We start from the raw sequence: 22,377 nt of genomic DNA, 5'->3' as shown, positions 1-22,377 counted from the left end.
ACCTCATGTCACATGAACGATTGTCGACGGTAGTGATTTCTGGTTTGACCTTAACCGCCATCCTTTTGGTGGGGATTGTCATCGGAAAAGGAGGAGACCGGGCGGGGTATGCCAGCGAACCTTACGAGGAATTGCAAATCTTCGCTGAAGTGCTTTCGCAAGTCAAAAAGAATTATGTGGAAGAAACGCAAACCAAAGATCTTGTCCAGGGTGCGCTCCGAGGCATGCTGGCGGGACTTGACCCCCATTCTTCTTTTATGACTCCTGATATGTTCAAAGAAATGCAAGTTGAAACGAAGGGAGAATTCGGAGGACTTGGCATTCAAATCGGCGTAAAAAACAATCGCCTGACCGTGATCTCTCCTATTGAGGATACTCCGGCCTTTGAAGCCGGCATCCAGCCCGGTGACACTATTATCAAAGTTGACGACAAACCAACAAAAGATCTCACCCTCATGGAGGCCGTTCAGCACATGCGCGGGGCACGAGGAACTTCTGTGGAATTGACCATAGAGCGTGAGGGACTGGAAAAACCACTGATCTTTACCCTCAAACGCGATATCATTAAAATTCAAAGCGTTCGTTCCAAGCTTCTGGAGGGCAACCTAGGATATGTTCGGTTGAACCAATTTCAAGAGGCGACAGTCGACGATCTCTCAGGGGAATTGGAAAAATTAGCTTCCAAAAACATTCAGGGTTTAATTCTGGATCTTCGAAATAATCCCGGTGGGCTGTTGACGGCTGCCGTAGGAGTCTCCGAACAATTCCTAGAATCCGGCCGGCTCGTGGTCTCGATACAAGGACGCAATGGCAAAAAGGATGAATATCGCGCACGGGCAAGTAGTAAGAACTATCAATATCCTATGATTGTGTTGGTCAACCACGGTTCTGCCAGCGCTTCAGAAATCGTGGCTGCAGCCATGCAGGATTGGGGGAAAGCCGTCGTTATTGGCACCACAACGTTTGGAAAGGGGTCTGTGCAAACCATTCTCCCCCTCTCCGATGGGTCAGGCCTTCGTCTGACCACGGCGAAATACTTTACGCCAAACGGCAAGTCAATTCATTCAATTGGGGTGCAACCCGACATCGTCATTGATCCGAAACCCGTTCAGGTGGCGAAACAGGAATCTTCCGAAGGGAAAAAAGACGAGAGCACTGTGGGTTCCCCTGTACCTTCTCCTGCCAAACCTCCAGCCCCATCGGATCCCCAGGACAAGGACCAGCCCCAACCCATTCCCCCCGAGGACCTTCAATTACTCAAGGCAGTAGAAATGTTGAAATCATGGAAAGTCTTTAAACAGTTGAAGCCGGCCGCGTAACGCGGCCGGCATAAAACACTGAACTTAGAAGTCGAGAACAATTGCCGTATTCGTTTTAATGACGCCATCAATACCTCGAAGACGAACCATAATGAGGTCGTTCAGCTCCTCTAATGTTTCCGCTTCCACATGGGCAATTAAATCAAACGGACCTGTCACGGGATAGACAGATTTCACACCTTGAATGCGTGTAAGAGTTTTATAGGCACTCTTGGTGTGATTGCCTGTCGTGTCAATCAAAACAAATGCCGAAATTGCCATTACCTAACCATCCTGCTGAGGTGAATGTCTGATATGTTTCCATACCCTTTTCCTGTTTCATGGCGATGGGGATTGCGCCCGTGGGAAACCATGGGAGAAACGTCTTCCACTTACCTAAATTTATGGCTCCTGACAAGCTGCTCGCCTTGCTTGAATCGCCGTTAAGATTTCCTCACCCCGATTCCCCAGACCTGGAAGGGTCTGCAGTAAATGCGATTGGGCCAAGGCTTCCAGATCTTCCCAAGTTGTAATACCCAATCGAAAAACTAGATCGTGGACAATCGGTTCTGAAAATCCTGGTAACTCCACCCATTCCAGGACTGTATCAGGGAGAGGAGTTTTCAATTCTTCATATGCGCGGATACGGCCCGTAGAGAGAAATTCCCGAATTTTTAGAGATAATTCCTTGCCGATGCCGGGAATCGCTTGGAGTTCGCCACGATTTGCCAACTCTGTCACATCCTCTTGGAGACTCTTCAGTGAATCAGCAGCCCGGCGATAGGCTTTGACCTTGTAGGGATTTTCACCTCTGGATGCCAACAAACCTGCCATCGAGGCGAACAAAGCTATAAGATCCTGGTTGATGTTTTTCTCCATGACGATCGCCTCAGCGGGACAAGCTTGTTTACTCACATCTCAAGGATCCACTGTGTGCCAGGATCATTTTATGTCAGATGTGATCGATAAAACCAGGTCATCATGATACGCCTTCGTTGGCTCAACAGCACCATTTCTATCCTTTCTCACTCCAGGGCATTTCATTGACAAGAATTTCTCAAGTCCCGTAGGATGAAATCCTGCATGGCCGGAATACACTGGCCATTGCGTTCTTATCTATACGCATGAAAATAGTCGTGAATGGAGAGTACCGCGAGGCCGAGGAACCTTTGACGGTCGCACAGCTTCTAGAAACGCTTCACCTCCGTTCCGAACAAGTCGCAGTAGAAATCAACCTTAAAATTTTGGACCGCGGAGAATTCCTCAACTGGAATCTCCACGATGGGGACAAGGTTGAAATTTTAAGCTTTATTGGAGGCGGCTCTCCCACATGAGGAAATTGAAGGGGAAGAGATGAATCAGGATCCGTTAATCATTGCCGGTCGAACATTCCACTCTCGACTCTGGGTTGGAACAGGAAAATACCAAAACTTTGAGGAAACCCGAAAAGCGATTGAGGCTTCCGGGGCCGATGTGGTGACGGTTGCAGTTCGCCGCGTCAATATTACCGATAACAAATCAGAAAATTTACTGGACTATCTCGACCCGAAGAAATACACCATTTTACCCAACACAGCCGGATGTTATACCGTCGAAGATGCCGTTCGTTATTCCCGACTGGCCCGCGCTGCGGGCGTTTCAGATTTGGTGAAATTGGAAGTCATTGGAGATGAACGCACACTATTTCCTGATACAGCAGGACTCATTGAAGCCGCAAAAATTTTGATTGCCGAAGGTTTTGTCGTATTGCCATATACGAATGACGACCCTATTGTCGCCAAAAAATTAGTCGATATTGGCTGTCCTGCCGTCATGCCACTCGCCGCACCGATCGGTTCTGGGCTTGGGATCCGTAATCCGTATAATCTCAAAATCATCATGGAAACGGTCAATGTACCGGTCATCGTCGACGCCGGAGTTGGAACCGCTTCTGACGCAGCCCTGGCCATGGAATACGGAGCTGATGCCGTATTAATGAACACGGCTATTGCCGGAGCCAAGGATCCGTTGATGATGGCCATGGCCATGCGGTATGCCGTTGACGCCGGACGCTTGGCATACAAGGCTGGGAGAATTCCCAGGAAGTTATATGCGACTGCCAGTAGCCCTATCGAGGGAATGTTGTAACCCCTATTCGGAATGTCCTCGCGCATTCTTCCCAGACTCTACCTTCTGACCGACCGCCATCAAACCCTTCATCGTCCCCTCTCTTCCGTGATAACCGAAGCGGTAGACGCCGGTGTCCGGATGGTACAAATCCGGGAAAAAGATCTCACGACTCGAGAATTGACTTCCCTCTGTCAGCAGCTCGGCCCTCTCATCAAGCACCACCAGGGAACCATTTTATTGAATGATCGTATCGACTTGGTCCTTGCCCTGGGAGCCGACGGCGTACATCTTCGGACAGATAGTCTTCCCGTTTCCGTGGCCCGTCGCCTGTTAGGGACGGGACACCTCATCGGCGTCTCAACGCATTCCGTTGAAGAAGCCCGAGTGGCGGAAGGGGAAGGCGCCGACTTCATTGTGCTGGGTCCCATTTTTGATACGCCTTCAAAGCGAGCGTATGGACCACCTTTAGGAATACAGATTCTTCAGAAAACCAGCCGATTCCTCCACTTGCCCATCTATGCCATCGGAGGAATCACCCCTATCAGAATTCCTGACGTCTTATCAGCAGGGGCTTACGGTGTGGCCGTCATTTCCTCAATTCTTCAATCGTCCGCCGTTCCAGACACCACCCGTGAACTGTTGGCACGATTGTCCTGAATTGTCAACTTATTTTAGCCGTCACAATGCGGGTGTTTGGTTGACCCTAATTTTTTTTGGGTGGTAAGATCTTTTCAGAGAAGGAACGTGCGGATTTCCCTTTTACCACTTAATCTACTGACAGGTAGGGAAATGTTTTGAGAGTGAGATGTGCCCTTCGGTTTCGTTGAAACCTTGAATCAGGTAGGATCTAATTATGGGTATTCGAAAAACAGACGATCATATTCGTGAAATTGAAAAGTTACGAACCGAGCTTGAGTCCATGGAACTCGAAATGCGGCAGCTGCATGAATCTCGTCAGAAGCTGCACCTTTCTCAGCAGAAAAACGAGCAGTTAGTTTCTACGTTGCAGGAAGCCAAAGCACAAATCGAAGCGCTTCGAAAGGAAGTCGACAAACTCACTGCGCCTCCATCAACGTTTGCCGTCTTCTACAACACCAATACAGACGGGACCGTGAATGTCTCACTTGGCGGCAGAAAGCTACGGGTCAACCTTCATCCATCTATTCCGTCAGAATCCCTAAAAAAAGGCCAAGAGGTTATTTTGAACGAAGGCCTGAACGTGATTGAATCGCGAGGGTATGATCCGCAAGGCGAAATCGCCCATCTCAAACACCTGCTGGACGATGGGCGAGCCGTGGTCAGCCTTCGCCTGGACGACGAGCGAGTGGTTGAAATCTCGGATTCGTTGAAACACCAGACTTTGAGTGTCGGCGACCACCTCCTCTTTGAACCACGATCCGGCTACCTCATCGAAAAACTTCCCAAAAGTGAAATGGAGGAACTCGTCATCGAGGAAGTTCCGGATATTCAGTATGACCAAATCGGGGGGTTAACCAAAGAACTGGAGCAGGTAAAGGACGCCGTTGAATTGCCTTTTCTCTACCCTGAGCTATTTGCTGAACACCGCTTATCACCCCCAAAAGGTCTTCTGTTGTATGGACCCCCGGGATGCGGAAAAACCTTGATTGCCAAAGCTGTCGCAAACTCCATCGCGAAAAAACTCGGTCACCTCAAAGGCAAGGACGTTCGCAGTTACTTCCTCCACATCAAGGGACCCGAATTATTGAACAAATATGTCGGTGAATCCGAACGTCAAATTCGAGAAGTGTTTGCGAAAGCCAAAGAAAAGGCGTCACACGGCAATCCGGTCATCGTCTTTTTTGATGAAATGGATGCGTTATTCCGAACAAGAGGGACAGGAATTTCCTCGGACATGGAATCGACCATCGTACCCCAATTTTTATCTGAGATTGATGGAGTAGAAAGTCTTCGAGACGTTATCGTCATCGGTGCCAGTAACCGGCAAGACCTCATTGACCCGGCAGTTTTGAGGCCGGGACGTTTGGATATCAAAATTAAGATTCCCAGACCTGATAAACAGAGTGCAAAGGATATCCTTGGGAAATACCTCCACTCAGACTTACCCCTTGCGGAATCTGAATTGACCCAACATGGCTCAGATCGATCAACGTATATCAATCATCTTATCGACACCACGGTCGAGGCAATGTATGCGTTGACGGAGGAAAATCAATTTCTTGAAGTCACCTACGCCAATGGTGAAAAAGAAACCGTGTACTTCAAAGATTTTGCCAGTGGCGCATTAATCGAAAGTGTGGTCTCCCGAGCGAAAAAATTGGCCATCAAACGTGCAATCTCCGGCGACGCCAAAGGTCTCAAATCGGAGGACTTTCTGCGGGGCATTCGAGAAGAATTCAAGGAACAGGAAGATTTACCAAATACCACTCACCCCGATGATTGGGCAAAAATAGCAGGGAAAAAAGGCGAAAAAATCGTTCATGTGCGCACCTTAACCACCGATGAGGATTCAGAGCCACGAGAAATAGAAACCATCAGCGTTGGTCATTATTTTTAATCATATCTAGCTGCTTTTCATGAGGCCTCCTTGCTGCGAATTCTTGGAACGGAAACTGAATTCGGGATTATTTCTCGCTCACCAGATCACCCTGATCCCGTAGCGAATTCCCTTCGATTAATCAGTCACTGTCCCCATCTCCCCGCTCCCACGGCTCTATGGGATTACGAAAATGAAAATCCCTTTTGGGATGCGCGTGGTTTTCCGGTCGAAGGCGAACCCGAACGACCAAGTGCCACCTATAATCGTCAACTCAATAAAGTATTGCCGAATGCCGGTCGCCTCTACGTCGATGGAGCTCACCCGGAATACTCCACTCCCGAATGCAGCAACCCCCGGGAAGTGGTGGCCTATGAACGTGCCGGGGACCACATTGTGGCTGAGTGCTTGGCCCGACTGAACCACAGTATCGGAGAACAGAATTTTCTGGTTTACCGCAACAATTCAGACGGAAAAGGAAACAGCTTCGGATACCACGAAAATTACATTTTGTCCCGCCGGATTCCATTCGAGCGGGTAGCCAACGTTCTACTCCCTTTCTTTGTTTCACGTCCCATTTTTTGTGGCGCAGGGAAAGTCGGAGCGGAGAACGGCACAGATCCTATTCACTATCAAATCTCACAGCGGGCGGATTTTTTTGAATGTCTGCTTGATCTCAATACCATGGTGAACCGTCCCATCATCAATACTCGAGATGAACCCCATGCCCATCAAGCCGACAACCGACGCCTTCACGTCATCGTGGGTGATGCCAATATGTCCGAGGTATCAACCTTCTTAAAGGTCGGCACGACGGCCATTATCATGGAAATGTTGGAGCAGCAAGGGCCTCTCCCACATATTGAATTGACCGATCCGGTCAGGGCCATCAAGGCAGTATCACGAGATCTGACGGTGAAAAATTCGCTTCCGCTAAACAATGGCCAACACACCACCGCTATCGCTATTCAGCGGGCCTTCCTGCAATCAGCCCATGACTTTTATCGAACCAGAGAGGTCTCCCCTATCACCAAGGAGGTGCTTGTCCGCTGGGAATCCACCTTGGATACCTTGGAGCGTGATCCTTTCGAGCTTCGGCGAGAAGTCGATTGGGTCGCCAAGCATGCCTTGATTCAGTCCTACATGGATCGCAAACACTGTTCCTGGAATGATCCCAGGGTGGCCATGATGGATCTACAGTATCACGACGTGCGACCGGACAAAGGACTGTACTATACCCTGGAGCGGACGGGACAAATTGAACGTTTGACACTCGAGCTGGAAATCGAACGTGCTCGCCAGTCTGCACCGGCTTTCACACGGGCATTTTTCAGGGGACAATGTTTAAAACACCTGCCAGGCCAGGTATACGGCATGAGTTGGACTTCCGTCCTCCTTCATGCCGGAAATTCTACTATTAAGCGTATTCCACTGATGGATCCTTATCGAGGCACCCAACAGCTCACCCAGGAATTGTTTAGGGACATTACCTCCGTGGATCAGTTATTATCCCGACTCGTGAAGTCCTGAATGAAACAGGGAACCCAGTCGGTCAGGTAACATTGAGGTCGCATGAATTCTGAAAACGTCTCCCTTCCAAACTTCTCAGCTGACCCGTGTTCCAGTTTCTACCAATACCTCACCTCCCAACGACCCGACCTACTCCCCATGGCTAGGTGGGAAAACTCACTTCCCCAGCAAGGCCAAACAGACGCTTCGTTGATGTCTACCAGACATCTTCCCTGGCCACACGGCACCACGGTTCTCGCCTTTACCTATGATAACGGCGTCCTCATCGCGGGAGACCGTCGCGCCACCGAAGGATTTCAAATCGCCGCGAATCGAATGGAAAAGGTGTTTCAAACCGATGGTTTTTCTGCCATGGCTATTGCAGGAGCTGCAGGACCATGCGTGGAAATGGCAAAACTTTTTCGCATCGAACTGGAACATTATGAAAAGCTTGACGGACAACCCTTAACCTGCGAAGGGAAAGCCAATAGGCTTGGGCATATGGTAAAGGCCAATTTTCCCATGGTCTTACATGGACTCGTGGTCATTCCCCTGTTTGTCGGTTATGATCACAAACGAGAGATTGGTCGACTCTTCAAGTATGACATAACGGGAGGACGTTACGAGGACACGGATTTTCACGCAGTCGGCTCGGGCGGGAAAGATGCTCGATCGACCCTCAAAGAATATTTCCGGAAAAACTTACCAGAAGACGCGGCGGTCAAAGTGGCCCTTCGCGCTCTCCTCAATGCCGCAGATGAAGATGTCGGAACCGGAGGACCCGACCTGGTCCGACGAATCTTCCCGACCGTCAAATTAGTTGATTCCCTGGGGGTCCGGGATGTGGATGACACCCAATTGGCTACCATGTGCGAGGCATTGGTGAGCGAGAAACAGGAGACATAAACCGTGGCCCTGCCCTATTACGTTTCACCCGAACAAATGATGCAGGACAGGGCGGAATATGCCAAAAAAGGCATCGCTAAAGGCCGGTCGATCATCGCCATGGAATATTCAGATGGCGTGCTGTTTGTCGCCGATAACCCCAGCGCCTCCCTGTTTAAAATTTCTGAGATCTATGACAGCATCGCATTTTCCGGGGCGGGGAGATACAGTGAATTCGAGAATCTCCGAAAAGCCGGTATTCAACATGCAGACGTCAAAGGCATGATGTATAGCCGCGAAGATGTGACCGCACGATCACTGGCAAATGGCTATTCACAAATTCTCGGCACGCTCTTTAGCCAGGAAATGAAACCTTACGAAGTGGAACTACTGTTGGCTCAGGTCGGTGAGACACCGGAGCGCAATGAGTTATACCGCATCTCTTTTGATGGGAGTATAGTGGATGAACGAAAATTCACCGCCATTGGAGGACGATCTGAAACCATCTTAACCCTCCTCAGAAAAGAAATACCGCATACTTGCCCATCTCTCAAAGAAGCCTTAACGCTCTGTCAACATGCCTTTGAACAGGGCACGGATCCTCGAGCAAATCTAGAAGGTTTGGAAGTCGCAGTCTTGGACCGAACTCGAATAGGTAGAAGATTTCGGCGAGTCCCGATCCTCGAAGCTACCCAAATTCTCGCATAACCCCTCGTTTGTTCCTCCCTCGTACTCAGTTGATCATTACCTGATCTGGGTGTATTCTGAGTATAAGATTCATTGAAATAATGCCCATACTCTCGCGTATGATCCATTTTCAAAACCCTGAAAATGAAAGACAGGAACACCCAAGAAGGCCTGCTTAAGGAGACCGGACCACTCGAGGAGGATTATTGTCAATTGGCGGTCAGATCCTTAAAACATGGAGTCCGATGCCGGACTTGGAATAATATGCCCTTACAAAGCCTCAGGAGATGGAGGGGCCGGGGATGATGAAACGCATTGTTGGCCTTGAGAGTGAATACGGCCTGACTTTTTCGCCGAATGGACGGGTCTACCTTCCCATTGAAAAAATACTCGGGTACATTTTTGAGGGACTTATTCCCAATAGCTGGCCATCCAATGCCTTTCTCACCAATGGGGCGCGGTTCTACCAGGACACGGGCTGCCACCCAGAATATTCCACGCCCGAATGCGACGACCTGCTTGATTTGATCATCCACGACAAAGCCGGTGAGAGGATCCTGGAAAGTTGTCTGCCCATTGCCGAAGAGCGCTTGCGCGAGGAAGGACTGTCGGGCGAGATTTTCATTTTCAAGAACAACACGGATTCCCTCGGCAATACGTATGGCTGCCATGAAAATTTCCTCATGCGTCGGGATGTGGATTTTTGGAAAGTCAGCGAACAACTCATCCCCTTTTTCGTCACTCGTCAAATTTTTTCGGGAGCCGGAAAAATACTGAAAGTATCGGGGAAGTCTCAATATTTCATCTCCCAACGAGCGCAACATATCCATGAAAAAACTTCTTCCTCTACGACGTCGTCCCGAAGCATTATCAACACGCGCGATGAACCTCATGCTGATGCCGAAAAATACCGTCGGCTTCATATCATTCTTGGCGATTCCAATATGTCGGAGTTTTCCACCTACTTAAAGGTAGGGACAGCCATGATCGTCCTCTCAATGATCGAAGACGGATTCACAGTTCCACATATTGAACTAGAAGAACCTGTTAAGGCGATTCGTGACATCTCTCGGGATCCCACTCTGAAAAAAACCGTCAAGCTTGAAGATGGGAGCAACCTGACCGCATTGGAAATTCAACAGACCTTCTGGGAACGGGCGGGTGAATATTTGGCGTTGCAGCCTCCCAACAAAGTCATGGCAGAGGTGCATTATGAATGGGGTCGCGTGTTGAAGATGCTGAATATCTCCCCCATGGCACTCGTCCGCGAAATCGACTGGATCACCAAGCAATGGATTCTCGAAAATTACATGGCCAAAAAATCTTGTGGATGGGATGACCCCCGATTAGGCATGATGGATTTGCAATATCATGACATTAACCGACAACGAAGCCTGTTTCATCTCCTGGCAGAACGTAATCACATTCGAAAAATGATTGATGAGGACGCAATTGAACAGGCTAAAACGGTTCCTCCGCAAACCACCCGAGCAAAGGTGCGAGGAGATTTCATCAGATTTGCCCGTGCAAAAAATCGGTCATATACTGTGGATTGGACCTATCTCAAGCTGAACGGGTACTGGGAAGAAACCATTTTGTGCATGGACCCCTTTTGTCCTTTTAACCGACGCGTCGAAGAATTGCTCAGCCAGGTTCCTCATAATCGGCTCTTCCCATGAAAAGCTCATTGTCCCCACGCCATCCTCCAGCTTCATGGAAGGTCTTGTTTGTCGTTTCCCTGCTGCTCGCCAGCATTTTCCCTATTCAGATCGTTCCGAGTGCGGAACGGAACCGGCCGGGTGCCAATGGCCATCTCAGCGGAAAACAGGGCCAAGTCCTCTGGATTGACGTGCCGATATCTCAACCTAAGGCCAAAGTGAGTGGCCTATTTCTCAAGCGGAAGATTCCCTTCTTCCCACATGGTGATACCCACTTTGCAGGTATGGTGGGAATCGATATGGACGATCCACCGGGAATGCAGGAGTTGAGTATCACGGTCAGTTCCGACTCCGGATCAGACCATCTCAGCTACACCGTCCAAATCATCAAAGAAGACTATTCCGTCCAACACCTGACGCTGCCGAAGAATACAGTGGACCTTGACGCCAAAACCTTAAAGCGCGTCCAACAAGAAAAAAGAGAATTGGCAGAGGCCTTTCACCACGTTGGCGAACGTCCTTTATGGGACGGTCCCTTTCTTGAGCCTGTGAATGGGAAAGTCACTGGAGTTTTTGGCAGTCGTCGAGTGATTAATGGTCAGACCAGAAAACCCCACTCAGGAGAAGATATCGCGGCGCCAAAGGGTACTCCGGTTCAAGCCATTAACAAGGGTATCGTCGTGAAAACTGTCGATCACTTCTTCTCCGGAAAGGGTGTGGTCCTGGATCATGGGGTAGGCCTATTTTCCATGTACTTTCACCTCTCAGAGATCGATGTGACTTCTGGCCAAACAATTCAGAAAGGAGAAGCGTTAGGCAAAGTCGGAGCCACAGGAAGAGCCACTGGCCCGCATCTCCATTGGGGCATACACTTAAATGGCTCCCGAATCAATCCATACGCATTGACCGCTCTCCCCATAGCAAATTAATGTAAGGACTCCGGCATTTTGGGTATTTCTCCGCTTCTCCTGACTCAACCTAAACGGTCTTTTTTTCTCGCAGACATCAGATTCATTTCGACTACCGGAAAGTAAACACCCCGTCCCATGCGATATATTTGTGTGTTCTGCGGCTCTAGTCTGGGGAACGACCCAGGCTTTACCAACATGGCTCAGCGGATGGGTCATGCCCTCATCCAACAAGGAATGGGCTTGGTCTATGGTGGGGGAAATATCGGACTGATGGGGGTGCTGGCATCAACTGTACTGGAGGAAGGCGGGACCGTCATCGGAGTTATTCCCAAGCACCTGGCAGAAAAGGAACTCCTACATCAGGAACTCACAACTACGCATATTGTGAACACCATGCATGAACGAAAAACACTCATGGCAGATCTATCAGCCGGATTCATCACGTTACCCGGTGGATTTGGAACATTGGAAGAATGCTGTGAAATGGTAACCTGGGCGCAGTTAAAACTTCACCACAAGCCCTGTGGCCTGCTGAATTGCTTTGGGTTTTTTGATGGTCTGTTGAGATTTTTCGACCATCAAGTCCATCAAGGGTTCCTCACCCAGACAAACCGGGCGTTACTCCTTGAAGCCACCACTCCTGAAAATCTGCTGCCCCTCATCCTAGACCGACTTGAGCCTGACGTTCGCTAACAGCAACCGGCTTAATAAGCCGACGGTCTGGAAAGGGGACGATTGGTCATCAATTCCATCGCACGAAGATTATCAAACGAAAACCCGCCATCTCCCATGACAACCAGTCCCAATTTACCCTTTCTAAATGATTGATCGTAGACATCAAGGGCCAGGTGGTTATCAAAAGAGATTTCGGTATATTCCTTACTGATAATGGTATTTCGTTGAACCCGGAGAGAGTGCCAATCAGCCGATCGAAGGATCAAGGACTCTCTTCCTAATTCGGTTGGTTGCCCATCCTTGACGACATACGCCACAACCTCGTTTGTTCTGGGTTCGACAACGGTGGCAAAGAAATTCTTGTCATCTTGGATCCCATATGCCAACCCGGCTTTCCCGGTCGGTGTTCCCAAATTAAGCTTTAAGCGGACTGAAAGATCCACATATTCAACGACAGCGTCTTCTGCGATCAATAGATGGTAGCACCAATCCTCACCACACTGTAATCGTTGCTCTACCAGATAGGGGGGGCTGGGAGCGGTGCTATCTTCTTTAACTGACCATTCCCCTTTTCCTGAAGATCCACCAAAAGCTTGCGTAAAGCCCTTTGGCAAGCCACTCAGTGACGATTGATCAAAATTCCATTCTTGAAAAAGAGGGGGAGTGGTTTTATGAAACGGCTTGGGAAGTTCCTGAGGTCCCTCTTCCGAAAATCCCATGGAAGCCCCCACCACAAGAAAACTCAAGGCCGTCACCAACACCAGTCCTCCAGAACCACATAACCTTTGTGTGCCCATAACCTTTTGCCAAGACATTCGGCCAGACAGAAAATGCTTCTCAAGCAAACCCAACTCCTCGTGTTTCATAATTATCCCTACCCCAAAAAGACATGAATATTAAATAGACAGAAAACCCATAGCGCCTAGGATGATACGCATTCTCACCGGAAGTCCACAACCCCTTTTTGGGTGTCAAGGCAAGCCACCATCAGGGCACCATCGCCCGTCCGCCAACCTCACGATACACTATAGTTCTGACAGGAAAAATTCATGAGCCTTTCCCCCTTTTCACAAAACCGCGGATAAGATCCAGGTGACCCACGAAAACACAAATGCCACCCTATCCGTCTAACCATTTTCTAGAAAAAATTGCAGAAAAAATCGAGCTTTGATAGGTTTAACTCAGCGTTGGTCTCCTGAAAATCTGAATCAAATAAATAGATATGCGCTATACCACGATATTCCAATCTGTGACTCGACCGGCTCTCTTGGCCGTGATAATCCTTAACCAACTCGTGGGGCCACAGATTAGTGAGGCCAGTTCCCCCAGACCCGTTGAAACGGAAGAATGGTCCTTTCAGGAACTCTTGCCATCTGAATCCGTCATCACGCTGACGCTGCAGGAAGCCGTCATGGAAGCATTAGAACATAATCTGGACATTCAAGTGAGCCGACACACCAGAGATATTCTACTCACCGACATTGTCTTTCAACAGGCACAATTTGACCCCACGGTTGAGCTCGGCGGACGGTACGACCGGACAGTCGTTCCACTCAATAGGCCCATATTCGGCCTTGAAGGGGTGTCGCTGGGTTCGATTCCGGACACCTTTGATCAAAATGAAACAAACTTCAGCCTGGGATTGAATCAAAAGTTGCTGACCGGCGGATCGTACGATCTGACCTACGATACAAGACGGAATTCCGTAGCCGGATCAACCAGCTTTCTTTTCAACCCGGCCTATTCAAGCAATGTACTCTTTAATCTGACGCAACCACTTCTTCGTAACTTCGGACCCTCGATCAATAACATTCAAATCACGCTCGCACAAAACGCAGCTGATGTGGAACAACTGACTCTCCTTAACCAGATCCTGTCGGTGATCGCCCAGGTCGAGCAAGCGTATTGGGAACTCGTTTTTGCCCGGGAGAACCTGAAAGTCGCTCGCGCGACCTTACAGGCCGCAGAAGAATTACTGGCCAGCAACCGCGCAAAGGTTAAAGCCGGGGTGATGGCCGATGTAGAGGCCCTCCAGGCTCAGGCAGGGGTAGCCAACCAGGTCGAACAAATTTTGCTGGCCCAAAAAACCGTTCTGGATCAGGAAGACCAACTCCGATTACTCCTCAGTAAATCGGAATTCAAACTGACCCAATCCACACCCCTTGTCCCGCTCGACCCACCCATTCAACATCTTCAGGAAACCCCGCTCAAAGAAAACCTGGAGGTAGCATTCGAGCATCGTCCGGACATTCTTCAAGCCAAAAAGAACATTGACACGTCCAACGTCAATACCCGCTTTGCCAAGAATCAGCTTCTACCCGACCTCTCGTTTCAGGGAAGTCTCGGTCTTAGCGGACTGGGGAAAAACCCCCGGGATGACTGGGATCGTTTAGGCAGCACGGACTTTTATAACATGGGAGGAGGACTCGTCCTCAGTTACCCCATAGGAAATCGTTCAGCGCAGAGTCAATATCAACGCCGGATTCTGGAAACTCAACAAAGCCAGGTCTCTCTCCTACGCGTTCGCCAACAAATTATCCTGGATGTCAAAGAAGCCATCCGTCAGGTACAGACGAGCTTCAAGCGCACCAGAACGAATCAAACGGCTCGCCAATTGTCCGAAAGGCAACTCAACGCGGAGCAGGAACGCCTCAATCTCGGGCTCAGCACCACTCGATTAGTTTTAGAATTTCAAAGGGATCTTCGAATAGCTCGAGGTAGGGAATTACGAGCCATTCTGGACTACAACCAATCATTATCACGTCTTCGCCTCGTCACCGCCTCTACACTCGATCATTACAACATTAAAATTCAGTAATGAAAAATCCCCGTGAGGATTTTTCCCCACCCTAGAATATCTCAGGCTCAGGTAAAGACCACACCATTCTCATTTCGTGAGGCCTTACCAAAATGATCATGCCGGCCTTCCTTCCTAAAGCGGAGTAAGCTTCGAGCAAAGGGGTCCCTGTTACCTACCTCTCCTTTTCACGGCGGTTTGTCTGAATGAAATCATACCTCCGTGCGCAAAGGGGACAACCCTCTCACCCCGCAATTTATCCCTTTCCTGTCTTTCTATTTCCCAGGCCTTTGCTAGACTTGTTACCATACAAGTAGAGATATGAATAAAACATCTTGGATTTTGATCATCATCATACTTGCGGGAGCGGTGGGTGGTTGGGTGTATTATTCCCGGTCGACTGGTCAACCTTCTCCTGAAACCGCACGTCACGACGTGGTCGAAGTTGTCCGAACCTCGCTTCAAACGAAGGTGTCGGAGACCGGTACGATCATGCCTTCTCAAACCATCGAAATTAAATCTCAATTTTCCGGCGAAGTCGCTCAATTGTTTGTGAGTGCGGGGCAAGAGGTTCAAAAGGATCAGGTCTTAGCGATTATACGACAGGAATCCAGCCAGGCCCGCCAGGTGGCCCAGCTCAGGGCAGGTATCTCGGAGGAACGTTTAAACGTGGACACCGCGCATCGGGAATGGATCCGTGCCGAATCCCTCTTCAAAAAAGGGTTTATCCCTCAAAAAGAGTTGGAACTTTCGCATCGGGACTATCAACAATCCCTGGTTCGTCTGGAGTTGGCCGAGCGACAACTATTATTGGCCTTAGGCGGCAACAAGGAACTGTATGAACGATACCGTGATGGGTCTGCCTCAAAAACCCGCCCTGAAGAATTTCAGGTCCGGTCACCCTCCCAAGGTACCATCCTGGAAGTTCTTGTCCATACCGGAGAAATCATTACATCCGGAACCGCCACATTCGGGGGCGGAACAATTCTCATGCGCATTGCCGATCTGTCCCACATGGTGGTTAAAGCAAAAATCAATGAGGTCAATATTCCAAGAGTTTCGGTTGGCCAGTCGGTGGACATTCGGCTGGACGCCTTACCGGAAAAAATTTTTACGGGCCGGGTGATGGCCATTGCCGCCCAGGGGGTCAAAGAAAACAATCTGGTGACGTATGAAGTCTCTATCGCCATAAAAAATACCCACTCCGATTTAAAACCGATGCTGACGGCAAACATCGATATTGAGACAAAAAGGCTGGAGAATGTTCTCACCGTTCCGCTTGAAGTCTTACGTGTCAACAAAGGGGATGATGTGGTGGACGTGCTCGTGGAAGGACAACCCCAGACCCGGAAGGTCCGTGTCGCCTTCCGGACTGATACGCAGGCCATCATCACTCAAGGTCTTCAGGAACACGATCAGGTCGTCGTCCCATCCTATAAAGCCGAAGAGGCCCGTCGATAACGCCGGAAGTGGATTTGGGCATGTTAATTGAACTCAATCACATCTCTAAAATCTACCAAGCGGGGCATGTCGAGGTGCCGGCCTTAATTGATATCACTCTCAAGATAAATAAGGGAGAATTTGTGGCCATTATCGGACAGTCCGGAAGCGGCAAAACCACCCTCCTGGATATTATTGGCTGTTTAAGTCGCCCGACGAATGGCGAATATTGGCTGGATGGGGATTTGGTCAACACCCTTCCCGACTCCCGCTTAACCGGCATCCGTAACAAAAAAATCGGGTTTATCTTTCAAACCTTCCATTTACTTCCGCGGAAGACCGCCTTGGAAAATGTTCAACTTCCTTTGATGTATGCGGGCGCCTCACGAACAGTCCAACACGACACTGCACAGACATTATTGACCAAGGTCGGCCTGCAAGACCGCCTTCGCCATTACAGCAATCAGTTATCGGGAGGCCAACAGCAACGCGTGGCGATCGCGCGTGCGTTAGCCAACAGTCCAGCGCTTCTCCTGGCGGACGAACCCACGGGAAACCTGGATAGTCAATCAGGCAAAGACATTCTTGCGCTCTTTGAACAACTGCATCGTCATGGACAAACCATCGTGATGATTACCCATGATCCGCTCATCGCACAGCAGGCTGAACGCCGCATCACCCTGGCAGATGGCAGGGTCGTGGCTGATGAATACATGCATCAACCCCTCACGGTGCCGGGATAGGATTATGTTACGTTCAATTTTCCTGGACGCGCTCAAAAATCTCTCAGGGAACGCGCTTCGTTCGGGGCTTACCATGTTGGGAGTCATTATTGGCGTCGCCGCGGTCATTACCATGATTGCCATAGTGGAAGGCGGACAAGTCTGGCTGGTGAATTCGCTTGAGCGCATGGGCACCAATTTGCTGTTTGTCTGGAAAAAGCGGTTGACCGTTGAAGAACGACAGCTCTTTGCGGGGAGAAATACGGAACTCCGCTATGACGACGCTCTGGCTATTCAAACACGTTTTCCGGATCTGGTTGTTGCTCCCATTATTGAGCTGGATGGTCAATTAAAAGCGGGGGATCGTGACTACAGCGGACGAATCACCGGCACCTCTCCCGAATATAGCCAGATCCGAAACTTTCGCCCCGAATCTGGACGATTTGTCTCATCCATCGACGTCAAGGAATGGAACCGTTCCGTGGTATTAGGGCATACCATAGCCGAAGTTTTGTTCGGATCCCAACCCGCCATCGGAGAGGGCGTAAAAATCGGCGATCAACGATTTACGGTAAAGGGCATCATGGAGCCCAAGGGGGAAATTTACGGGCACGATTACGACGAAATGGTGATCATTCCTATCAGCACGGGCCTGCGGTTTTTCCAAGGATCCGACAAAATCCGATCAATGATCATTCATGTACCTGACCGGCAGCGCATGGATGAAATCTCCCAGGCACTGCATCAATTTCTGGTTCAACGTCACGAAGGGGTAGACGACATTCATATCCGGAATCAGGGAGAATTTCTGAGTGCGGTGGACCAAACGCTTTTGACCTTCCGGCTGGTTCTTGGAGGCATTGCGGTGATTGCCCTCCTCGTCGGCGGCATCGGCATCATGAACATCATGCTTGTGACCGTCACCGAACGAACCAGGGAGATTGGGCTACGAAAAGCCATCGGGGCCAGGCGGCAGGATATTCTGTTGCAATTCCTCATTGAGTCCACGACCATTAGCGTGATTGGCGGATCCATTGGCATTCTTGTGGGCATTCTCGCAGCCTATGGCATTGGGGATGTAGTCGCTCGGGCCATGCCGGGTGGAGGGGATTGGGGAGCAGTGGTTCAGCCGACCGCCATCGCCATTGCGTTTGCCTTTGCGGTCGTCGTCGGAGTGGGATTCGGTCTCTTTCCTGCCGTGAAAGCTTCGAAACTGGAGCCCGCCGAGGCCTTGCGCTATCAATAAGTTTCAAGAGTGCACTCCTTTTTTACCCGGAACCGGCCACACCGTCCATGACCATTGTCCAACTGTGATACCTCAGAAAGAACGAGCCGCAGGGTTAGCCTTCCTCCCGATCTTCACCACTATCGGGTTTTACCTCTTACCCGCAAACTGGCAACTTCACACGGCCGTCCAGTTCGTTCCACAACTGATGGCTTATGCCGCCTTAAGCGCCTGGGTCTATAAAAATGGAGATCTCCGGCACAAACTTGGGCTAGGATTCACCAACATACAGACAGGGGTTACCCGAGGGACTGCGGTTGGCCTCACGCTGGGAATACTGAATACCGGGGTCATCTTGTACGTCATGCCTGCTTTGGGAGTGGACATCAATTTTCTCTCTCAGACCCCTCATGCCCAGGTTCCGTTTTGGATCATGATGCCATGGTTCATTATTCTGATTGCTATGGCAGTGGAATTGAATTTCCGCGGATTTCTGCTGGGCCGATTACTGGTATGGTTTCAACATGTGCGTCAACCCGATCACCCCTCGACCACCAGGATTCGCCTCCAGGCCTTTCTCCCCTTATCCCTATCAGCCCTGACGTTTTCATTTGACCCCTTCATGGTGTCGACATTTCGTGATTTACATTGGATTGCCGTATGGGATGGCCTCGTGTGGGGATGGCTATGGATGCGAATGCACAACCTCTATACGGTCATAGCCGCTCATGCCGTGGAAGTGATTCTTCTCTATCTCATCATACGGGGAATATTGTCATGACACCCTCGTTCTCTCCTCATCTGGTGAATCATCCCTTTGGAGACCCCGGCCTCTATGTCGATATACGGTGGAGCCGGCGTGCTCTGCTTTTTGACCTAGGGGATAATGTGCCTTTGAGTCCAACCCAGCTTTTACGAGCACAGGATATTTTCATCTCTCATACGCATATGGATCACTTTATCGGGTTTGATCGGCTCATTCGTGTGGCCCTGGGTCGTGGCAAGAATCTTCGATTGCATGGTCCACCGGGCCTTATTGAAAATATTCAGGGCAAACTTCGTGGGTATACCTGGAATCTGGTTGATGGATATCCGCTCACCATCGAGGCCAGAGAATATCACCCCACCCACATTCAACCCGCGCATTTTCATGCGAAGAACGCATTCGCCTGTAACTGGGAAACCTTAATCCCAGGAGATCATTCCCACATTTTTCCGGTTCTTCAAGAACCGGCTCTTCTCGTGAAAGCCGTCGCACTCAACCATCGGATCCCTTCCCTGGCCTTTTCGCTGGAAGAACCCTTTCACATCAATATTAAGAAGGCCCGACTCCAAGAGGCAGGCCTTCCAGTGGGTTCCTGGCTCAAGGAAGTCAAGCAATTGATATTAGATGGCGCCCCGGATTCACACATCTTTTCCGCCACAATTTATGTTGAGCATCGGAAAGAGGAACGCATATTTGATGTAGGCACCATAAAGCGAGAATTTACAACCATCACCAAGGGGCAAAAAATCGCTTATGTCGTTGATTGCCGATATGATACCGACAATGAACAACGGATCATTCAGTTATGCCAAGGAACCACAACGCTATTTTGCGAGGCACCCTTTTTAGATGCCGACCGGGACAAAGCTGCCAATCGTTATCACCTCACGGCCCGCCAGGCAGGAACGCTAGGACGAAAAGCCGGTGTGGAACAATTGGTCGTCTTTCATTTTTCTCCCAGGTATACCGGACAGGGGGACAAACTTCACCAGGAGGCCATGGAAGCCTTTCATGAGTCGTAATCATACATGACATGAGGAGGGACGATGCCGGAATGGGTCAGATATGGATTGTATTTTGTCCTGGGCGGAACATTAGTGAGTGTCTCCACGTATCTCGGAAGTCATGGGAGAGGGTTCCTGGCTGCCTTGGCCAGCACTCTGCCGGTCATCAGTGGAGTGACCTTTATCCTCATCTTCATCAATGCCGGATCGGCTCCGACCATTTCATTTGCCAAACACATGATTTGGCTTTCTCCCCCATGGTTTGTCTATGTGGGAGCGATGATTGCGTTTGTCCCCAAGTTAGGCTTTTGGCCGGCATATGGGTTGGCGATCGCCCTATATGTGGCGGGAGTGGGGCTGACCCGACTGTTTATTGATTAGTACAGAACAACGCACAAACGACCCGATCACGATATAGAGATTGTGAAAAACATTTGGTCAGGCATTGAGAACAAAGAATATGGCGGAATTCATTAAACCGATTATTCACGCATTTTTAGTGTGTGACACCATTATCATTGATAGCCTGACAGGCAAAAAGAGTATCATTGGGGCCTTCACACATCTCTGGGCCAAAACATTTCCCTGCCAGCATCCACAAGTCGGTGTCTATTTTTCCCTCACCGATGCGGAAGGCCGGTACGCATTCGAAATCCAACTGGTATATCTTGATCAAGACCAGATCGTCGGCAAAGGTTCCCTCCCACCGATTGATATTTCCAACCGCTTAACGACACATGACTTTGGGGTCAACATTCCGTATCTCGTGTTTCCAGGGCCCGGACGGTATGAATTTCGTCTGTATGCCGATGGTCATTTCATCACCCAAAAAGATTTCCAGGTTATCCAACAAGCATCTTCTCCCTCACCACAGTCCTGAGTTCATATTAGCTTTCTCGTCTATCGACTCCCCCTTTGCAGGGAGCGGGGAGGCAAAAACCCGACAGGGCTCATTCCACAATCCGGACAACTTGATCGATATCAACAAATCGACCGGAGAAAAACATGCCCTTTCCGCCTGAATCTGACAAGAAGCAGACACACCTTCCAGCAATCTAGACCTCCCTCCCCGGTCTCCCCATTTTACCTTTTCCCTCTAGTCACCGATGAACTACCCGGTAAGAGACGACCAACGGCTCCAAGAACCCAATTAAGATGTCAGACAACAGGGGAAATTCTTTTTTCACCATAAAACAGGACTAAATTACCATTTCAAATAGGGAGATTTGCAATGACTGCATCGCACCACCAACAGGGTAAACTACGCCTAGGCTGTTTGTTCATCCTGATCCTCTTTGTGTTGGGAACCGGGACAGCCCAAGGCCAGGTGGTCGGGGATGGGTACAACAATAGCCTGATTTACAAAATCCAATCTGATACGAATACCGTCTATATTTTGGGATCGATCCACGTGTTGGCCGAAGAATACTATCCTCTCACCAGATCCTTCTCCTATGCCTATTACAATTCACAAAAAGTCGTCTTTGAAATTGATCCGGAAATATTATTTTCTCCCGACTCATTTTCTAAACACGAAAAACAGTACACCCTCCCAAAGGGTAAAACCCTGGAAACGGTGCTCTCTCCAAAAACTTATGGGCTTGTCAAACAGAAGATTCAAGGCTTAGGAGGGAACATTCAGGATTTCCAACAATACAAACCCTGGGTGCTCTATCTCACGTTAAGCGGACGGTTTGATTCCTCAATAGATTTCCGGCCTGAATTAGGAATTGAAAACTATTTCTATCGCATGGCCAAGGATGCGGGAAAACCAACCGGCGGGCTGGAAACCATTCAAGACCAATTGAATGTGTTCGATACTCTTCCGTTCAACATCCAAGATGCTCTTCTGCAGGAATCACTCGCTGCCACCGGTTCAAAGGAACGAGAGCAAGCGTTTTTACATATGGTGAAAGACTGGCACCAGGGAAATCTCGACGGATTGGAACAATTGGTGGAGTCATTCAAAACCTACCCGCTGTTCTACAAAAAACTGCTCGTCCAACGAAACCAGAACTGGATTCCCCAAATCGAATCGTTCTTACAAGAGGAGAAAAACGTCTTGATCATTGTGGGTGCGGCTCACCTCGCGGGAAAAGATGGATTACTCGCCCTGCTGAAAGAAAAAGGCCACCAGATCGAACGAGTGTCTTATGTCATGCCCTAGAACGGCAAA

General features: G+C 49.5%; 23 protein-coding genes. 20 read left to right on the top strand and 3 right to left on the bottom strand.

What is annotated here, in order from left to right; all coding sequences use genetic code 11:
- The first annotated feature begins 5 nt into the window (after window positions 1-5).
- Window positions 6-1,319, top strand: a complete 1,314-nt coding sequence (locus LX98_RS02635) for a S41 family peptidase (RefSeq protein WP_496427418.1) — start codon at window positions 6-8, stop codon at window positions 1,317-1,319.
- A gap of 24 nt (window positions 1,320-1,343) precedes the next feature.
- On the opposite strand, the gene LX98_RS02630 is transcribed toward LX98_RS02635, so the two are convergent.
- Together LX98_RS02630 and LX98_RS02625 are read right to left on the bottom strand one after the other, a co-directional pair.
- Window positions 1,344-1,580 (bottom strand): Lrp/AsnC family transcriptional regulator, encoded by a 237-nt coding sequence (locus LX98_RS02630; RefSeq protein WP_312643985.1) that lies wholly within the window; start codon window positions 1,578-1,580, stop codon window positions 1,344-1,346.
- Between the two features lie 120 nt (window positions 1,581-1,700).
- Window positions 1,701-2,213, bottom strand: coding sequence for a histidinol-phosphatase (locus LX98_RS02625; RefSeq protein WP_496427417.1), 513 nt, complete (start codon window positions 2,211-2,213; stop codon window positions 1,701-1,703).
- Between the two features lie 209 nt (window positions 2,214-2,422).
- Between LX98_RS02625 and thiS the strand changes: the two genes are divergently transcribed.
- The 10 genes from thiS to LX98_RS02575 all read left to right on the top strand — a co-directional run bounded on the left by thiS (window position 2,423) and on the right by LX98_RS02575 (window position 12,265).
- On the top strand, window positions 2,423-2,632 hold the full coding sequence (thiS, locus tag LX98_RS02620; RefSeq protein ID WP_496427416.1) for a sulfur carrier protein ThiS: 210 nt from the start codon (window positions 2,423-2,425) through the stop codon (window positions 2,630-2,632).
- A 19-nt stretch (window positions 2,633-2,651) separates the two neighbouring features.
- Window positions 2,652-3,425 (top strand): thiazole synthase, encoded by a 774-nt coding sequence (locus LX98_RS02615; protein ID WP_496427415.1) that lies wholly within the window; start codon window positions 2,652-2,654, stop codon window positions 3,423-3,425.
- A 12-nt stretch (window positions 3,426-3,437) separates the two neighbouring features.
- Window positions 3,438-4,064 carry a thiamine phosphate synthase gene (gene thiE / locus LX98_RS02610; RefSeq protein ID WP_496427414.1) on the top strand — a complete coding sequence of 209 codons (627 nt, stop codon included), beginning with the start codon at window positions 3,438-3,440 and terminating at the stop codon, window positions 4,062-4,064.
- 196 nt (window positions 4,065-4,260) lie between these two features.
- Window positions 4,261-5,943 carry a proteasome ATPase gene (gene arc / locus LX98_RS02605; RefSeq protein ID WP_496427413.1) on the top strand — a complete coding sequence of 561 codons (1,683 nt, stop codon included), beginning with the start codon at window positions 4,261-4,263 and terminating at the stop codon, window positions 5,941-5,943.
- A gap of 30 nt (window positions 5,944-5,973) precedes the next feature.
- Window positions 5,974-7,452, top strand: coding sequence for a depupylase/deamidase Dop (gene dop / locus LX98_RS02600; RefSeq protein ID WP_496427412.1), 1,479 nt, complete (start codon window positions 5,974-5,976; stop codon window positions 7,450-7,452).
- A gap of 192 nt (window positions 7,453-7,644) precedes the next feature.
- The gene (prcB, locus tag LX98_RS02595) at window positions 7,645-8,337 is read left to right on the top strand and encodes a proteasome subunit beta (RefSeq protein WP_496427411.1); all 693 of its coding nucleotides are present in this window, start codon (window positions 7,645-7,647) and stop codon (window positions 8,335-8,337) included.
- Between the two features lie 3 nt (window positions 8,338-8,340).
- Window positions 8,341-9,024 carry a proteasome subunit alpha gene (prcA, locus tag LX98_RS02590; protein WP_496427410.1) on the top strand — a complete coding sequence of 228 codons (684 nt, stop codon included), beginning with the start codon at window positions 8,341-8,343 and terminating at the stop codon, window positions 9,022-9,024.
- Window positions 9,025-9,305: 281 nt separating this feature from the next.
- The gene (locus LX98_RS02585; RefSeq protein WP_496427409.1) at window positions 9,306-10,682 is read left to right on the top strand and encodes a proteasome accessory factor PafA2 family protein; all 1,377 of its coding nucleotides are present in this window, start codon (window positions 9,306-9,308) and stop codon (window positions 10,680-10,682) included.
- A complete protein-coding gene (locus LX98_RS02580; protein WP_496427408.1) occupies window positions 10,679-11,590 on the top strand; it encodes a peptidoglycan DD-metalloendopeptidase family protein in 912 nt (303 codons plus the stop codon). The genes LX98_RS02585 and LX98_RS02580 overlap by 4 nt, the downstream gene beginning before the upstream one ends.
- 117 nt (window positions 11,591-11,707) lie before the next feature.
- Window positions 11,708-12,265 carry a TIGR00730 family Rossman fold protein gene (locus tag LX98_RS02575; protein WP_496427407.1) on the top strand — a complete coding sequence of 186 codons (558 nt, stop codon included), beginning with the start codon at window positions 11,708-11,710 and terminating at the stop codon, window positions 12,263-12,265.
- An 11-nt stretch (window positions 12,266-12,276) separates the two neighbouring features.
- Here the strand turns inward: LX98_RS02575 and LX98_RS02570 are convergent, their stop codons facing one another.
- A complete protein-coding gene (locus LX98_RS02570; protein WP_496427406.1) occupies window positions 12,277-13,044 on the bottom strand; it encodes a hypothetical protein in 768 nt (255 codons plus the stop codon).
- 425 nt (window positions 13,045-13,469) lie between these two features.
- Between LX98_RS02570 and LX98_RS02565 the strand changes: the two genes are divergently transcribed.
- The 9 genes from LX98_RS02565 to LX98_RS02525 all read left to right on the top strand — a co-directional run bounded on the left by LX98_RS02565 (window position 13,470) and on the right by LX98_RS02525 (window position 22,368).
- Complete coding sequence (locus LX98_RS02565) at window positions 13,470-15,065, top strand: TolC family protein (RefSeq protein WP_496427405.1); 1,596 nt, start codon at window positions 13,470-13,472, stop codon at window positions 15,063-15,065.
- A gap of 300 nt (window positions 15,066-15,365) precedes the next feature.
- The gene (locus LX98_RS02560) at window positions 15,366-16,505 is read left to right on the top strand and encodes a permuted SH3 domain-containing protein (RefSeq protein WP_496427404.1); all 1,140 of its coding nucleotides are present in this window, start codon (window positions 15,366-15,368) and stop codon (window positions 16,503-16,505) included.
- A gap of 20 nt (window positions 16,506-16,525) precedes the next feature.
- Window positions 16,526-17,227, top strand: coding sequence for an ATP-binding cassette domain-containing protein (locus tag LX98_RS02555; protein ID WP_496427403.1), 702 nt, complete (start codon window positions 16,526-16,528; stop codon window positions 17,225-17,227).
- A gap of 4 nt (window positions 17,228-17,231) precedes the next feature.
- Entirely contained in the window at window positions 17,232-18,452 is a 1,221-nt protein-coding gene (locus LX98_RS02550) for an ABC transporter permease (protein WP_496427402.1), read from the top strand.
- A gap of 64 nt (window positions 18,453-18,516) precedes the next feature.
- Complete coding sequence (locus tag LX98_RS02545) at window positions 18,517-19,212, top strand: hypothetical protein (protein WP_496427401.1); 696 nt, start codon at window positions 18,517-18,519, stop codon at window positions 19,210-19,212.
- Window positions 19,209-20,219 carry a ribonuclease Z gene (locus LX98_RS02540; protein WP_496427400.1) on the top strand — a complete coding sequence of 337 codons (1,011 nt, stop codon included), beginning with the start codon at window positions 19,209-19,211 and terminating at the stop codon, window positions 20,217-20,219. Before LX98_RS02545 ends, LX98_RS02540 begins: the two co-directional genes overlap by 4 nt.
- Window positions 20,220-20,243: 24 nt before the next feature.
- Window positions 20,244-20,582, top strand: coding sequence for a DUF3147 domain-containing protein (locus tag LX98_RS02535; RefSeq protein WP_496427399.1), 339 nt, complete (start codon window positions 20,244-20,246; stop codon window positions 20,580-20,582).
- A gap of 79 nt (window positions 20,583-20,661) precedes the next feature.
- Window positions 20,662-21,081, top strand: a complete 420-nt coding sequence (locus tag LX98_RS02530; protein ID WP_496427398.1) for a DUF6941 family protein — start codon at window positions 20,662-20,664, stop codon at window positions 21,079-21,081.
- 351 nt (window positions 21,082-21,432) lie between these two features.
- Window positions 21,433-22,368 carry a TraB/GumN family protein gene (locus tag LX98_RS02525; protein ID WP_496427397.1) on the top strand — a complete coding sequence of 312 codons (936 nt, stop codon included), beginning with the start codon at window positions 21,433-21,435 and terminating at the stop codon, window positions 22,366-22,368.
- The last annotated feature ends 9 nt before the right edge of the window (window positions 22,369-22,377 follow it).

It is taken from the genome of Nitrospira marina (assembly GCF_059568365.1).
Note: the sequence above shows the minus strand (reverse complement) of the source record. Positions and strands in the feature narration are given on the sequence as shown.